The following is a 14,443-nucleotide window of genomic DNA, read 5'->3' as shown; positions in this document are numbered from 1 at the left end:
CGCGGCTTAAGGCTTCTTCTCGACGATCAGGGCATAGGACCCGGTCTGGCCCTGCTGGAAGGTGCCGGCCCGGATCTCGTAGGTGCCGTCCTCGGGCGCCGTCCATTCCAGCTTCGCGTGGGTGTCCGACAGGCTGTCGTCGTCCGAGGCCAGGCCCTCGAAGGTCCCGCCCTCGTTCTCGCGCCCGACGACCAGATAGCTGTCGACCTCGTTGGAGACCATCATGATGACCAGCTTCTCGTCGGCCTTCACCGTCACCCGATAGGCGTCATAGAAGCTGTTGTCGTCGGCGGTGGCGTCGCTTTCGGTCAGGACGCCGTGGGCGCTCGTGCCGATCAGCAGGCTGCCCGGTTGCGGCTGCGGACCGCGGTCCTGCAGTTCCAGCGAATACAGGCCCTTGCCGTCCGCCCCCAGCGGCGAGGCGCGCAGCACATAGCGGCCGTCCTCCGGCAGGGTGAAGCTCAGCCGCGAATCCGTGCCCTCGCCCAGGCCGTCGTCGTCCTGCGCCAGCGGGGTGAACTCGCCTTCGGCGTTGCCGATCTGCAGATAGGTGTCGAAGTCGCCCGAGCGCATGATCGCCCGCACGCGCTGGCCCTTGTGGCCGTCGAAGACAAAGGCGTCGTAACCCCGGTCGTCGTTGTCCCGGGAATCGGTCTCGCCGATCTCGCCTTCAAGCTTCGCGCCGAAGGCCAGCGGCTGCGGCGGCTTGTCGGGCTCGACCTCCGAGATCGCCAAACTGTAGCGCCCGCGCGCGTCGGAGAAGGCCCGCGCCTCGATCACATAGGAGCCGTCGCGCGGCAGGGTGAAGATCAGCCGCGAATTGGTGCCCTCGGGCCCGCCGTCGTCGTCCGTCGCCAGGCTGACCTGGTTCTCGTCGAACAGTTCCAGATAGGTGTCGAAGGCCGTCGAGGTCATGTCGATGCGGACCCGCTGCCCCTCCTTCCCGCTGAACCGGTAGGCGTCGGCGTGCTCCTCGTTGGCGCTCAGGCCGTCGTCGTCGGTCAGCTCGCCGCGAACGGTGTCGCCGATACGGATGGCGGTGGCCTGGATCGGCGCCGGGCCTTCGGACAGCGTCAGGCTGTAGGCCCCGGTCGAGCCGGCGCTGAGCGGCGTGGCGCGGATCACATAGGTCCCCGCTTCCGGCAGGGTGAAGACCAGGCGCGAGTTCAGGCCGGCGTCCCCGCCGTCGTCGTTCATGCCCAGCTCGGTGAACACGCCGTCCGCGATCCGGCCCACGCGAACCACCGGATCGAAGGCCTCGCTGTCCAGGCCGATCTGGACGCGGTCGCCCTGGCGGCCGGTGAAGGCCCAGTCCTCATAGGCGGCGCCGGCGTCGGTCTCGGCGTCGTCGTCGCTCAGCTCGCCCTGCACGGTCGCGCCCAGGGCGATCTGGCCCGGCTCCGGCGCGGGCTTGGCGGGCGGGCGCTCGGTCAGGCTCAGGGTGTAGGCGCCGCCCTCCGTCCCCGACAGGGTCCGGGCGCGCAGGACATAGACCCCGTCCTCCGGCGTGGCGAAGCGCAGGCGCGAGTTGGTGCCTTCACCCAGACCGTCGTCGTCGCTGGCCAGCGGCTCGTCGTCCCCGGCCTCGCCCTGCGGCTGGACCTGCAGGAAGGTGTCGAAGCCCTCGGCGCGCATCACGGCCTCGAACCGCTGACCGGCGGTCGCGGTGATGGCGTAGCTGTCATAGCGGTAGGCGTTGTCGGGACCATTGGAATCGCCGTCGGCGATCTCGCCCTCGACCTGGTCTCCGGGCGCGAGCGGCCGGGCGTCCTGGGCGAAGGCGGGCCCCGCCAGGGCGGCGGCGAGCGCCAGGCTGCTGACGGCGGCGAAAATGGTCTGACGGCGCATGCGTATCCCCTGGGAGTCGACAGTGATCATAGACGCCGAACGCGCCCCTCTGTAAATCGCGCGGACCGCACGATTCCTGACGACCGGAGCCGAAACCCATGACGGCCGAACCCACCCGCGCGACCCTGATCGACGGCAAGGCCTTCGCGGCCGGCCTGGTGGACCGCGTCGCCGCGGCCTCGGCCCGGCTGGAAAGCGCCCATGGCGTGAAGCCCGGACTGGCCGTCGTCATCGTCGGCGAGGACCCCGCCAGCCAGATCTATGTGCGCAACAAGGGCGAGACGACCCAGCGCGCGGGCATGCGCTCCGACACCCACCGCCTGCCCGACACGACGACGCAGGCCGACCTGCTGGCCCTGATCGCCGATCTGAACGCCGATGCCGGCATCCACGGCATCCTGGTCCAGCTGCCCCTGCCCGGCCACATCGACAGCACCGCCGTGCTGGACGCCATCGACCCGGACAAGGACGTGGACGGCTTCCACGTCGTCAACGCGGGCCGTCTGGCCGTCGGCCTGCCGGGGCTGGTGCCCTGCACGCCGCTGGGCTGCATCATGATGCTGCGCGCCGAACTGGGCGACCTGACCGGTCTCAACGCCGTGGTCGTCGGCCGCTCCAACATCGTCGGCAAGCCGATGGCCCAGCTGCTGCTGGCCGAGAGCTGCACCGTCACCATCGCCCACTCGCGCACCCGCGACCTGCCCGCCCTGTGCCGCACCGCCGACATCATCGTGGCCGCCGTCGGCCGTCCCGAGATGGTGCGCGGCGACTGGATCAAGCCCGGCGCCACGGTGATCGACGTGGGCATCAACCGCGTGCCCTCCAGGGATCCGGTCAAGGCCGCCGAGGGCAAGACCAGGGTGGTCGGCGACGTCGCCTTCGAGGAGGCCGCCGCCGTCGCCGGACGCATCACCCCGGTCCCTGGCGGCGTGGGTCCGATGACCATCGCCTGCCTGCTGGCCAACACCTATTCGGCCGCCTGCCGCGCCGCGGGTGTGGACGCCGAGTCGCTGGACGCTTGAACCTGGGCCGCTCCGGCCCAATAGTCCTTCTCAACGCAGTCTGAGGAGACGCCCATGATCCGGATCCCGCCCCGCCTTGCGGCCGTCGCCGCCGTGGTCGTTCTCGCCCCCGCCGTGGCCAGTTGCGGCATCAACAGCATTCCGACCAAGGAAGAGGCGGCCAAGGCCCGCTGGGCCGACGTCCAGTCGCAGTACCAGCGCCGCGCCGACCTGGTGCCCAACCTGGTGGCCACCGTTCAGGGCGCGGCGGTGCAGGAACGCACCACCCTGACCCAGGTGATCGAGGCCCGCTCCCGCGCCACCGCCGTCCAGGTGACGCCCGAGACCCTGAACGACCCGCAGGCCTTCCAGCGCTTCCAGGCCGCCCAGGGCGAGCTGTCCCAGGCCCTGTCCCGCCTGCTGATGGTGACGGAAAACTATCCCCAGCTTCAGTCGAACCAGAACTTCCTGGCCCTGCAGTCGCAGCTGGAAGGCACCGAGAACCGCATCGCGGTCGCCCGGCGCGACTACAATGAGGCCGTGCGCGACTACAACACCTCGCTGCGCACCTTCCCGACGGTGATCTGGGCCAAGACCATCCACGGCGGCTCGCAGCCGATGCAGTCGTTCAGCGCCACCGAGGCCGCCCAGTCCGCGCCCGGCGTCAATTTCGACGCCCTGAACCCCGCCGCTCCCGCGCCTTCGGCGGCGCCGGGCTCCGCACCGCCGGCCGCGCCCGCCCGGTGATCCCGCGAGGTCTTGAGGGACTGACCACCCGCGCGGCCGCGTTCGTCGCGGTCCTGCTGGCCGCCGTCTGGCTGGCGGCGAGCCCCGCCTCGGCGCAGAACGGCCCGCGGTTCCCGTCCCTGACCGGGCGGGTCGTCGACGGGGCCGACCTGATCTCGCCCGCAACCGAGGCCGCGCTGACGACGAAGCTGGAAGCGCTGGAGCGCGACACCACCGATCAGGTCGTGGTCGTCACCGTGCCGGACCTCCAGGACTATCCCATCGAGGACTACGGCTATCAGCTGGGCCGCGCCTGGGGGATCGGCCAGGCGGGCAAGAACAACGGCGTCCTGCTGATCATCGCCCGCGATGAGCGCAAGGTCCGGATCGAGGTCGGCTACGGTCTCGAGCCGGTGCTGACCGACGCCCTTTCGGCCCTGATCATCCACAACGACATCCTGCCGCCCCTGCGCGAGGGCTCCTACGACCGGGGCGTCACCGCGGGCGTGGACGCCATCGACGCGCAGCTGCGGCTCGACCCCGCCGAGGCGCAGGCGCGCGCGGCGGTCGCCGAGCGGCCCAGGTCCAGCCTGCCGATCGGCCCGGCCGTGCTGATCGCCGTGGTCTTCCTCTTCCTGCTGCTCGGCCTGCTGGGCGGCGCGTCCGGCCGGGGCCGGCGACGCAGCAGCGGCCTAGGCCCGATCCTGATCTGGGCCGCCAGCGAAGCCATGCGCAACAGCGGGCGCGGCGGCGGCGGCGGAGGCTGGGGCGGCGGAGGCGGTGGAGGCGGCGGCTTCGGCGGCGGCGGCGGCGGATTCGGCGGCGGAGGGGCCTCGGGCGGATGGTGATGCAAGCGACCTCCGAAGCCCACGCCCGCATCGCCGCGGCCATCGCGGCGGCCGAGCAGACCACCTCGGGCGAAATCTTCTGCGTCCTGGCCCGGCGCGTCTCGTCCTATCGCGATGTTTCCTTCGGCTGGGCCGCGGCGGCGGCCCTGCTGCTGCCGCTAGGGCTGATCCCGCTGGGGTTCGAGCCGGACTGGATCCCGGGCCTGACCGACAGCTGGGAGGCCGCCCACCTGGCCGCCCGCGAGACCACCATCGGTCATGCGCTGACCGCCTACGCCCTGATCCAGTCGGCGATCTTCCTGGCCGTCTTCCTGCTGACCTCCCTGCCCGTCGTGCGCCGCTGGGTCACTCCGCGCAGCGTGCGCCGCGCCCGGGTGCACAAGGCGGCGATGCAGCAGTTCCTCGCCCACGGCCTGCACGTGACCGAGGCGCGCACCGGCGTGCTGCTGTTCGCCTCGCTGGCGGACCATCAGGTCGAGGTCATCGCCGACGAGGGCATTCACTCGAAGGTCGACCAGACCGTCTGGGCCGACGCCGTCGAGGCTCTGGCCCGGGGCCTGAAGCGCCGTGATCCGGCGGCCGGGTTTGAGGCCGCCGTCGGCCTGTGCGGCGCCGTGCTGGCCGAACATTTCCCGCCGTCGCCCCGCGACCGCAACGAAATCGAGGACAAGCTGGTCATTATCTGAGCGGGCGGCGCCCCTTTGGAGTCGCATTCAGGGCGGAAATGCCCTTGACCATTTTTGCTTCAGGTCGGCTCGACCTGAATCCAACCAATGGTCCAACATCAAACTCGAGCGAAATCTGAGCCGAGTTGGACGCCGTCCAACTCAACCGGTTTCGCTCTAGCCCGCCCGCGAAGCCGACCGAACCGTCATGCCCCGCCTGATGACCTACAATGTGCACCGCTGCGTCGGTGTGGACCGCAAGCTGGATGTCGGCCGCATCGCGGGCGTCATCGCCGAGCATGAGCCGGACATCGTCTGCCTGCAGGAGCTGGACGTGGGCCGCGCCCGCACCGGCTTCGTGGACCAGGCCCGCTCGATCGCTGACCAGCTGGCCATGAGCTACCACTTCCATCCGGCCATGCGGGTCGAGGCCGAGCTGTACGGCGACGCCATCCTGACCCACCTGCCCGAGCGTCTGATGCGCTCAGGCCCGCTGCCCTCGGTGCGCGGCGTGCCGGGGCTGGAGCCGCGCGGTGCCCTGTGGGTCGCCATCGAGATCGACGGCGTGACCCTGAACGTCTTCAACACCCATCTGGGCCTGGTCCCGCGCGAGCAGCGCCTGCAGGCGGCGGCCCTGGTCGGCGAGCAGTGGGTGGGGCATCCGGACTGCGTCGGCCCGACGCTGCTGACCGGCGATTTCAACGCCACCTCGGTCACCCGCCCCTACCAGACGCTGGCGCGCCGGCTGGCTGACTGCCAGCGCTCGCTCGGGCTGAAGCCGTCGGTGAAGACCTTCCCGTCCAGCTTCCCGGCCATCCGCATCGACCACTGCTTCACCAGCCCGGAGATCGTGGTCACGGCGGTCAAGGCGCCCTTCTCGCCGCTGGCGCGGATGGCCTCGGACCACCTGCCGCTGATCGTCGACTTCGAGATCAGGCGTCCGTAATCGCCCGCCGGCGGTGCGAGGTCGCCCGCCGCCGCCACGGACGGAAGGCGTCGCGGACCGAGGTCGGATCGCCCAGCTGGAACTCGGCGATGATCTGTTCGACGCTGGACGGCGGCGTGGCGCCCAGCAGACGCATCCGGCCGTTGCCGAACTGCTGCACCGCCGTTCCGACCGACTCCGCCAGAGCCTCCGCGGCGGCGAAGACCTCCCCCTCGACGCCGATCCAGTGGCCCAGCGTCCGGTGCCGGAAGGCGCGGATGGTTTCCCGCCCCGCCGCCGTCCCAGGCTCCACGGCCACGTCGCACTCGGTGTCGAAGCCCAGCGAGCGGTTGTTCAGGTTCGTAGACCCGATGCGCAGGACCTCGTCGTCATAGATCGACATCTTGGCGTGCACGATGATCCGCTCCCCCTGGGCCGTGTGCGGGGCGAAGGCGAAGAAGCGGTTGTTGCGATCCGCCTGCTCGAGCCGGAACAGCACCTCGGACCGGGCCGTGTCCATGGTCATCTTGTCGAACCAGCTCGGGCTGCCGCCGGTCGAGACCAAGACCACCTCCGGTCCGTCCCATTCGGCCAGCCGCTCGGCCAGGGCTGCGGCGATGACCGGCGAGGTGAAATACTGGTTCTCCAGATAGATCAGCTTCTTGGCCCTGCGAATGGCGTCCAGGTGCAGGGCCTCGTTCTCACGCACCTCGGTGCGCTGACCCCAGCCGGGCTCGGTGCGGGCGATGGCGAAGGGCGTGTCCGTGAGGTCCGGCTCCACCCCGTCCGGCCAGGGATCGCCGGGGGCCTCGTCGACGATGGTCTGTTCGTCCGTCGCCAGCCGCCAGCGCTCGCGGGCCAGGTCGCCCAGGGCGCGCGCGGCCGGGCCATCGACCACGCACATCACCTCGTGCCGGGGTGATGCGATCAGGCCCGAGGGCATGCAGCGGCGCGGATCGTCGTCCAGGTGCTCACAGGAATCCCAGCGGTCGACCGAGATGTCCCCGCCGCCGCAGAAGGCCACCGCGTCGTCGATGATCACCACCTTCTGGTGATGGCAGGCGCCGGGCGCGGGCGGCGGATCCAGCCGGAACTCGACCATCCGCTTGCGGAACCACTGCTGGGCCCGTTGCGGGAAGAACCCCTGGGAGGCGGCGATGACCAGCGGCGACTTCCAGATGAGCAGCCGCACGTCCAATTCGGGGCGCGTCTTCACCAGCATGCGTAGAAGATGGCCGATCTCATCCAGCGGACCGGCGTCCGCGATGTCCGGATGCAGCCGGGTGCGCGGGTCAAACTGCCAGCCCAGCACCACGACGGACCGCTGCGCCTTGTCCAGCGCCGAGCGCAGCGCAGCGAAATAGGCGGCGTTCTCCATCAGGACGGCGAAGCGGTTCGCCGTCTCCACGCGCCAGCAGTTCCGGCCGGGCGCAAACAGTCTGTCGTGCTCTTCCATGCCGCTACGCCTGACCGATTCGCATGACGGCGGCATGCGCCTCCCCCATCAGGAGACGCGCGCCACGCCTTTCCGTTCCCACGCGAAGCCGGGAACGGTCAATGGTGACGCTTTGTTCATGTGCGCCGCATTGTTTCAGACGAGATTTCGGCGCATAACAGCGTCCGTCATTCGGACAAGGGGGATCGGCGATGCAAGCGCTGATCGAGATGATCGCCAGCTTCGTCGCCATGCTCGCCGCTGCGGCTCTGTCGCAGTTCGGCCTGGATCTCAGCGCCCCGCAGAAGCCCGAACGCGAAATCCACCGCGTCCGCGACTGTGGCGGCTCCAACACCCCCTCCACCGTCATCACCGTCTCGGGCGACCGCAAGCACGAGTGCTGAAGCCCGCCGGAATCGTCCGGGCTCGCCTTTGCTCTGCGCCTTTGAGTCGCTAGGGTTCTGTCGTCCCCCAGCGGGCGTCCCCATGACGCCGTTCGAGACGAGATCACCGCCTGATGAAGCCTCCCCGCCAACGGTCGCCGCTTAATCTGTCCGATCCCGTGTCGGAACCCGCGACCGAGTCCGCCGTCGAGACCCCCGCCGTGGCGGAGGACGCCCCCGCGCCCGCCGGCCGTTCGGCCGAGCGCCCCATGTCCGAACGTCGCCGCCGCCGCCTGGCCGAGGAACAGCGCCTGGCCGCCGAGCGCGCCGCCGCCGGCAGCGAAGTCGCGCCCGAGCCCGCGCCGATCGCCGCCCCCGAACCCGCCGCCTTCGAGATCCGCGCCCTGGCCGAAAGCGCCGAGGCGCCGCCGGCCGCCTATGATCCGCCGCCCGCTCCGGCGTCGACCCTCGCCCTGCGCCGCCGCGAGACTCCGCAGCCGTCGGGCCGTCACGCCTATCTGGTCGCCGGCGTCGCCGCGGCCCTGTGGATCGGCGGCGTCGCCGCCTGGGCCGCCTTCGAGATCGGCTCGGGCGCGGTCGACCTGGAGCCGCTGCGCCTCGCTGTCTACGCCCTGATCGCCCTGGCCCCGGCCGGACTGGCGATCATGCTGGCCCACGCCGTCCGCCAAGGCGCCGGACTGGCCGCCGAGACCAAGCGCGCCCGCGACCTGTCGGAGGCCCTGATCGCGCCCACCGCGCTGGCCGCCCAGCAGACCGGCGAGGTCCTGCAGAGCCTGCGCATGGATATCGACCAGGCCTCGCTGGCCGCCGAGCGCGCCCGCAACGACATGGCCCTGCTGCGCGAGGCGCTGGCGCAGGAGACCACCCGCCTGAACGAGGCGGCCGAGGTGGCCGGCCGCACGGCCCGCCGTCTGGTCGAACAGCTGGGCGGCGAACGCGACCAGATGCAGACCCTGGGCGACAAGCTGGACACCCAGGCGACCGGCGTCCTCGACGCGGTCGAACGGCAGTCGCGCATGGTCGTGGACGCCTCGGACCTGGCCCAAACCCAGCTTCGGGAAGCGGAAGCGGCCCTGGCCGCCCGCGCCGCGGACCTGGCCGCCGCCGCCGGCGAAGCCCAGGACGCCGCCCGCGTCGCCGCCGACGACCTGGCCCGTCAGACCCTGCGGCTGGAGAACGCCGGCTCCGGCGTCGCCGAACAGATCCAGTCGGTCGAGGAAGGCCTGGGCCAGCAGCGCGCCGCCCTGGTGACCGCCGCCTACGCCCTGCGCACCGATCAAGAGGACTTCTCCGCCCAGGTCGAGAGCCAGCGCGCCCAGCTCAGCGAACAACTGTCGGCCGCCCGCACCGCCGCCGGCGAACTGGGCGAAACCTCGACCCGCACGACCGAGACGGTCAAGGATCTGGTCGAGGCCGCCACCGACCAGTTCAAGGCCCTGGTGGAAATGTCCCAGCGCGAGGCCGACGGCTTCGACGCCGCCACCAAGGTGGCGCTGGACCGCTTCGAGGCCTTGGCCGCCGAGGCCCGCGACGCCCTGGTCGAGGAAACCCGGCGGGCGCTGGCCGCCCTGCAGGCCACCGCCGAGGACTCGCGCATCGCCGCCAGCGAGGCCGCCGATCAGGCCCAGCTGCGCGCCGACCGGCTGGGCGAGGCCCTGTTCGACGCCGCGCAGAAGGCCGACGCCGCCGCCGACTCCCGCGTCGAGAGCGCCCGCCGCATCGTCGCCGAGACCGGCAATCTGGTCGATCAGGCCGGCGACCGGGCGATCGAGAAGCTGGAGCTCACGGTCGAGCGCATGGACGCCGCCCTGTCCCGCATCGACGAGGCCATCGGCGACCTGGACGACCGCGCCGGACGACTGCCCGAAGAGGCCCGCAAGCGGGTCGAAGAGGTGCGCAACACCGTCGAGGAAGGCCTCGCCGCCCTGTCCGCCGCCTCGCAGAAGGCCGCCGCCGACACCGAGGCCCTGGACGCCGGGTTCCAGGAACGGGTGCGCCGCAACTACGACATGCTGACCGAGGCCGTGCGCCTGATGGGCGTCGTGTCCGGCGAGACCCCGACCACCCGCCGCCGCGAGGCCGCCGCCGGCGCTCCGCCCCCGTCCGAACCGCCCCGCGCCGCGCCGAAGGTCGACGAGGGCAAGGGCTTCGGCTTGCGCGGCCGCCTCAAACTGGAGCCGACGCCGGGGACCGCCTCGCCCACCAGCCCGCTGGACTGGGCCGATCTGGTCGACGACGGCCCCGGCGAGACCCCGCTGGACCTCGACACCCCGGTCATGCCCACGGGCGGCGGCGAAGCCGGCCTGGAAGCCCTCGGCCAACGGGTCGTCGCCGCCATCCGCCGTATGGGCGTCGATCCCAATGCGCTCCTGCCCCGCTCGCGGGTCGAGGAAGCCGCCCTGGCCGTCACCGAACGAGACCCCGACCGGGCCCGCCAGATCGTGCGCCGGGTCGCCCCGGCCGCCGTGCGCAGCGTCTCGCGCCGTGTGCTGACGGATCCGGACCTGCGCGCCGACGCCGAGTCCTATGTCCGCGCCTTCGGTCGCGAACTGGCGAACCACGCGGCGAGCGGCGACGGTCCCGCGGTGCTGGGACGACTGACCTCGGACGGCGGACGGGCCTTCATGCTGCTGGACGCCGCCATCGGCGATCTGGCCTGATCACAGGGGTTCGCGTGGCCGTTGAATCTGCCTCCCGCCAAGCTTGGAAAGGGTGTTTTCGCCTTGACGGCGGGGTCGCGATAACGACACCGTTCGCTCTCGTCACGTAATTGTCACGCAATAGTCCGGGTTCATGGCCGACATCGATCAGACGCTGACGGACACCCGCCCCGGGATCGTCATCTGCGCATGGGACGCCGGAGAATCCGGCTGGGACCCGATCGAAGACCTGTCCGGAGAGCCGTGGAGCCCCTCGGGCGCGCGCACCGTGCCGGTGCCCTCCGCCGATCCAGACACCCTGGCCGCCACCCTTTCCGCCCATCTGACCGATCGCCGCTGCCGCGCCCTGCTGCTGGTGGGCCGGACCCGCGGCCACGAGGGCTTCCGCCTGCAGATGCGGGCCGAGAACCGGGCGCTGGACGGCGCCCAGCGTCCGGACGGCGTCGGTCCCAGCGTGGCCCGGGCGACGGCCCCGGTCGCTGAGATGGTCCGTGCACTGAAAGAGGCCGGCCTGGCCGCCGACGCGACCTCGGAAGCCGAGGACGACGCGGGCAGCTATCTGCTCTATCGCGTGCTCGCCAACCTGCCGGACGGATCGGACACCCCCGCCGTGGGCCTGCTGCGGGCGCCCGAGAACGAGACCCACGACGCCGTGCAACGCGCCGTGAAGACCGCCGCCCAGGCCATGGCGCGGCATCTGTCGCCCCTGCCCCGCTCGCGCGCGGTCTGAGGCTTCAGGCCCGGAACGTCAGGCCAGCCGTCGCCGCAACGGCAGGGCGGCCAGCAGACCGACCGCCGACATCATCGCCATCGCCGCATAGCCGCCCGCGCCGAACCGGTCGTACAGCGGTCCGGACAGGGCGGTGGCGACCCCGATCAGAACGCCGGCCGACAGCACCGAACTGAGCGTCTGCGCCGCCGTCTGGCTGTCGCGCGGGGCCAGTTTCTCGACGATCTGGACCCCCGCCAGGAAGGTGGCGGCGAAGGTCAGGGCGTGCAGCGCCTGCAGCGGCCACAGCAGCCACAGCGGAGGGGCGAAGGCCATGGCGGTCCAGCGCAGGACGGCGGCGACCGCGCCGATGACCAGCAGCACCCAAGGCCCCACGCCCGCACGCCGCCGCCACGGCTCGACCAGCCACATCAGGGCGATCTCCACCACGACGCCGAAGGCCCAGAGCTGGCCGGTGACTGCCGCGCTGATCCCCTGCGCCTTCCACAGCAGGGCCGAGAAGCCGTACTGGAAGGCGTGCGCCGCCTGCACCGCGCCGACGGCGAAGATGGCGGTCATGAACACCGGATCGGCCAGCAGCCGGCCCAGCCCCCGGAACCGCTCGCGCCCGCGCAGCGGCGCCCCGTCGCCGACGGGTTCGCTGGGCAGGACCAGGGCGGCGACGGCGGCGATGGCCAGGCCCATGCCGGTGATCCAGATCACGATCACATCGACCGGCGCGTTCAGCAGCGCCGCGCCCATGCCGATGTTGACCGCCACGAAGGCGGCCGAACCACAGCCGCGCGGCAGGGCGAAGGTGAAGCCGTCGCGCGCCGCCAACCGCAGGGTCAGCACGTCGCTGAGCGGGATCAGGGCCGCCGCCGCCGTGGCTCCGACGAACCAGCCCAGCGCCTGGAGCGCGAACACCTCGGTCAGCCCCGCCCCGCCGTACCCCAGCGCCATGACCAGCCCCAGCAGGGCGATCGGCGCGCGTCGCGTGCGGAAGCCGTCGGCCCAGACCGCCAGCAGCGGCCCGGTCGCCACCCGGCCCAGCATCGGCGCCGCCAGCAGCACGCCGATCTGCGCCCCGGTCAGGCCCTGGGCCCGGAACCACAGGCTGGCGAACGGCAGGCTCACGCCACTGGCGCCGAAGAGCAACACGTACTGCAGGCCCATGCGCGCGGCGGAATTCATGTCAGGCAGATAGCAGACGGCGGGGTTTCTGTCGGCTAGCCTCGGAGCATGACGGTGAATCGCAATCTGGCGGCCTTCGCGGCTGTGAACGGCGCGGTGGCGGTGGCTCTGGGAGCCTTCGCCGCGCATGGGGCCGGGCCGCAGATCAAGACCCTGCTGACCACCGGCGCCCAGTACCAGCTGACACACGCCCTGCTCGGCCTCGCCTGCGCCCTGTGGCCGGCGCGGACCGGGCTGGTGAACCTGGCCGGCTGGCTGGCGACCGTCGGTGGACTGATCTTCTCACTGTCTCTAGCCCTGCTGGGCCTGCTCAGTCTCCCGGCCCTCGGCGCGATTACCCCGATAGGGGGAGTGCTGATGATCCTGGCTTGGCTTTTGCTCATGCTTGCCGCATTGCGAATCAACCCCTCCAACGCCTGATACGGGCGAGCAGAAAGACCGGATTACTGTATGGCCTTCCCCCTGCCCGAAACCCCGCGCCGTGACCTCTTCCCCGAGATCGAGGCCTACGCCTCCGGCTATATGAAGACCGATAGCGTGCACGAGGTCTGGTATGAGGAGTGCGGCAATCCGCAGGGCCTGCCGGTCATCGTGTTGCACGGCGGTCCTGGCGGCGCGGTCAATCCGGGCATGCGGCGCTATTTCGATCCGGCCAAATACCGGATCGTCCTGTTCGACCAGCGCGGCTGCGGCAACAGCCGTCCGAACGCCTCACTGGAAGACAACACCACCTGGACCCTGATCGAGGACATCGAGCGCCTGCGCGAGCTGCTGGGCATCGACAAATGGGCGGTGTTCGGCGGCAGCTGGGGTTCGACCCTGGCGCTGGCCTACGCCATCACCCACCCGGAGCGGTGTACGGCCCTGCTGCTGCGCGGCATCTTCCTGCTGACCAAGCCGGAACTGCACTGGTTCTATCAGGACGGCGCCTCGCAGATCTTCCCGGACGCCTGGGAACGCTTCCTGGCTCCGATCCCCGAGAATGAGCGCCACGACCTGATGGCCGCCTACTACAAGCGGCTGATCGGCGACGATCAGGCCGAGCGCGAACGCTGCGCCATCGCCTGGTCCAGCTGGGAAGGCGACACCGTCAGCGTGCAGGGCCCCGCCGCCCGCCCGGACAAGTTCGCCGAGCCCGATTTCGCGGTCGCCTTCGCCCGCATCGAGAACTGGTACTTCACCAACGGCGGCTTCTTCCCCGAGGAAGGCTGGTTGCTGAAGAACGTCCACCGCATCCGCCACATCCCGTGCTGGATCGCGCAGGGCCGGTTCGACGTGGTGACGCCGATGACCAGCGCCTGGGCCCTGCACCGCGCCTGGCCCGAGGCCAAGCTCGACGTCATCGGCGATTCCGGCCACGCCTCCAGCGAACCGGGCATCATCGACAGCCTGGTCCGCGCGACGGACTGGGCCGCTTCGCTCTGAAGGCGGCAGGGAATAGGCAGTAGGCAATAGGGCGACGGAGAACGCCTCCGGGACCGCTTCCCTACTGCCTACTGCCTACTGCCTACTGCCTACTGCCTCCCCTTCACTTCGGGTTCGTCTTCTCCACCAGCTCCGACAGCTGGAAACCGATGCGGCGCGCCTCGCGCTCCTCCGGCTTGCGGCGGGCGTCGAGCAGGACGTTGATCTGGGCGTAGTGCTGGATCAGGCGGACCGGGCGGCCCTCGCTGTTGCGCCCCAGGAACAGGATGAAGTCCGGCCCCCAGAAGCCGACGTCCTCGATCTGCATGACGCCGTCGCCGGGCAGGCCGACGACGCGCGCGGCCACCTCCTCGTCCTTGTCGAGCCCCTTCTCATAGTCCTCGATCAGCTTGGAGAGGCGCACGAAGGCCCATTCGGCGGGGTTCTCGCGCATCCGCACGCCGTCGGTCAGGGCGGCGGCCTGCTCCGGCGTGGCGCTGGGCAGGACGGGCTCGGGACAGGGCTTGTCGCCGCAATCCGAGAACATCGAGGGCGGAGCGACGACAGGGGCGTCGGGAGCGGCGGCGTCAGAAGCGGGCGTGTCGGGCATGACCCCAATCTAGG

The 14,443-nt window shown here is 71.1% G+C and carries 14 protein-coding genes; 10 read left to right on the top strand and 4 right to left on the bottom strand.

Going from position 1 to position 14,443, the window contains the following annotated elements; translation table 11 throughout:
• Window positions 1–6 precede the first annotated feature (6 nt).
• A complete protein-coding gene (locus AC07NB_RS01275; protein WP_494572443.1) occupies window positions 7–1,848 on the bottom strand; it encodes a PPC domain-containing protein in 1,842 nt (613 codons plus the stop codon).
• Window positions 1,849–1,946: 98 nt separating this feature from the next.
• On the opposite strand from AC07NB_RS01275, the gene folD reads away from it, so the two are divergent.
• The 5 genes from folD to AC07NB_RS01250 all read left to right on the top strand — a co-directional run bounded on the left by folD (window position 1,947) and on the right by AC07NB_RS01250 (window position 6,034).
• Window positions 1,947–2,870, top strand: a complete 924-nt coding sequence (gene folD / locus AC07NB_RS01270) for a bifunctional methylenetetrahydrofolate dehydrogenase/methenyltetrahydrofolate cyclohydrolase FolD (protein WP_494572444.1) — start codon at window positions 1,947–1,949, stop codon at window positions 2,868–2,870.
• 54 nt (window positions 2,871–2,924) lie between these two features.
• The gene (locus tag AC07NB_RS01265; RefSeq protein WP_291834001.1) at window positions 2,925–3,596 is read left to right on the top strand and encodes a LemA family protein; all 672 of its coding nucleotides are present in this window, start codon (window positions 2,925–2,927) and stop codon (window positions 3,594–3,596) included.
• Complete coding sequence (locus tag AC07NB_RS01260) at window positions 3,593–4,423, top strand: TPM domain-containing protein (RefSeq protein WP_494572445.1); 831 nt, start codon at window positions 3,593–3,595, stop codon at window positions 4,421–4,423. The genes AC07NB_RS01265 and AC07NB_RS01260 overlap by 4 nt, the downstream gene beginning before the upstream one ends.
• A complete protein-coding gene (locus AC07NB_RS01255; RefSeq protein WP_291833994.1) occupies window positions 4,423–5,109 on the top strand; it encodes a TPM domain-containing protein in 687 nt (228 codons plus the stop codon). The genes AC07NB_RS01260 and AC07NB_RS01255 overlap by 1 nt, the downstream gene beginning before the upstream one ends.
• Window positions 5,110–5,296: 187 nt before the next feature.
• A complete protein-coding gene (locus AC07NB_RS01250; RefSeq protein ID WP_291833991.1) occupies window positions 5,297–6,034 on the top strand; it encodes an endonuclease/exonuclease/phosphatase family protein in 738 nt (245 codons plus the stop codon).
• Here the strand turns inward: AC07NB_RS01250 and AC07NB_RS01245 are convergent.
• Window positions 6,021–7,469 (bottom strand): phospholipase D-like domain-containing protein, encoded by a 1,449-nt coding sequence (locus AC07NB_RS01245; RefSeq protein WP_291833989.1) that lies wholly within the window; start codon window positions 7,467–7,469, stop codon window positions 6,021–6,023. The genes AC07NB_RS01250 and AC07NB_RS01245 overlap by 14 nt on opposite strands.
• A gap of 191 nt (window positions 7,470–7,660) precedes the next feature.
• Between AC07NB_RS01245 and AC07NB_RS01240 the strand changes: the two genes are divergently transcribed.
• The 3 genes from AC07NB_RS01240 to AC07NB_RS01230 all read left to right on the top strand — a co-directional run bounded on the left by AC07NB_RS01240 (window position 7,661) and on the right by AC07NB_RS01230 (window position 11,242).
• Window positions 7,661–7,852 (top strand): hypothetical protein, encoded by a 192-nt coding sequence (locus AC07NB_RS01240; RefSeq protein WP_291833986.1) that lies wholly within the window; start codon window positions 7,661–7,663, stop codon window positions 7,850–7,852.
• Between the two features lie 113 nt (window positions 7,853–7,965).
• Complete coding sequence (locus AC07NB_RS01235; protein ID WP_494572446.1) at window positions 7,966–10,512, top strand: tipN; 2,547 nt, start codon at window positions 7,966–7,968, stop codon at window positions 10,510–10,512.
• A gap of 133 nt (window positions 10,513–10,645) precedes the next feature.
• Window positions 10,646–11,242 (top strand): C15 family peptidase, encoded by a 597-nt coding sequence (locus AC07NB_RS01230; RefSeq protein ID WP_494572447.1) that lies wholly within the window; start codon window positions 10,646–10,648, stop codon window positions 11,240–11,242.
• Window positions 11,243–11,260: 18 nt separating this feature from the next.
• Here AC07NB_RS01230 and AC07NB_RS01225 read toward each other — a convergent pair whose 3' ends face one another.
• The gene (locus tag AC07NB_RS01225; protein WP_494572448.1) at window positions 11,261–12,415 is read right to left on the bottom strand and encodes an MFS transporter; all 1,155 of its coding nucleotides are present in this window, start codon (window positions 12,413–12,415) and stop codon (window positions 11,261–11,263) included.
• Window positions 12,416–12,463: 48 nt separating this feature from the next.
• Here AC07NB_RS01225 and AC07NB_RS01220 point away from each other — a divergent pair, with 48 nt between their 5' ends.
• Entirely contained in the window at window positions 12,464–12,835 is a 372-nt protein-coding gene (locus AC07NB_RS01220; protein ID WP_494572449.1) for a DUF423 domain-containing protein, read from the top strand.
• Between the two features lie 30 nt (window positions 12,836–12,865).
• Entirely contained in the window at window positions 12,866–13,840 is a 975-nt protein-coding gene (pip, locus tag AC07NB_RS01215; RefSeq protein WP_492313426.1) for a prolyl aminopeptidase, read from the top strand.
• Between the two features lie 103 nt (window positions 13,841–13,943).
• On the opposite strand, the gene AC07NB_RS01210 is transcribed toward pip, so the two are convergent.
• On the bottom strand, window positions 13,944–14,429 hold the full coding sequence (locus AC07NB_RS01210) for a DUF6173 family protein (RefSeq protein ID WP_494572450.1): 486 nt from the start codon (window positions 14,427–14,429) through the stop codon (window positions 13,944–13,946).
• Window positions 14,430–14,443 lie beyond the last annotated feature (14 nt).

It is taken from the genome of Brevundimonas sp. GW821-FHT09G01, assembly GCF_059416065.1.
This window is presented reverse-complemented; position numbering and strand designations above follow the sequence as displayed.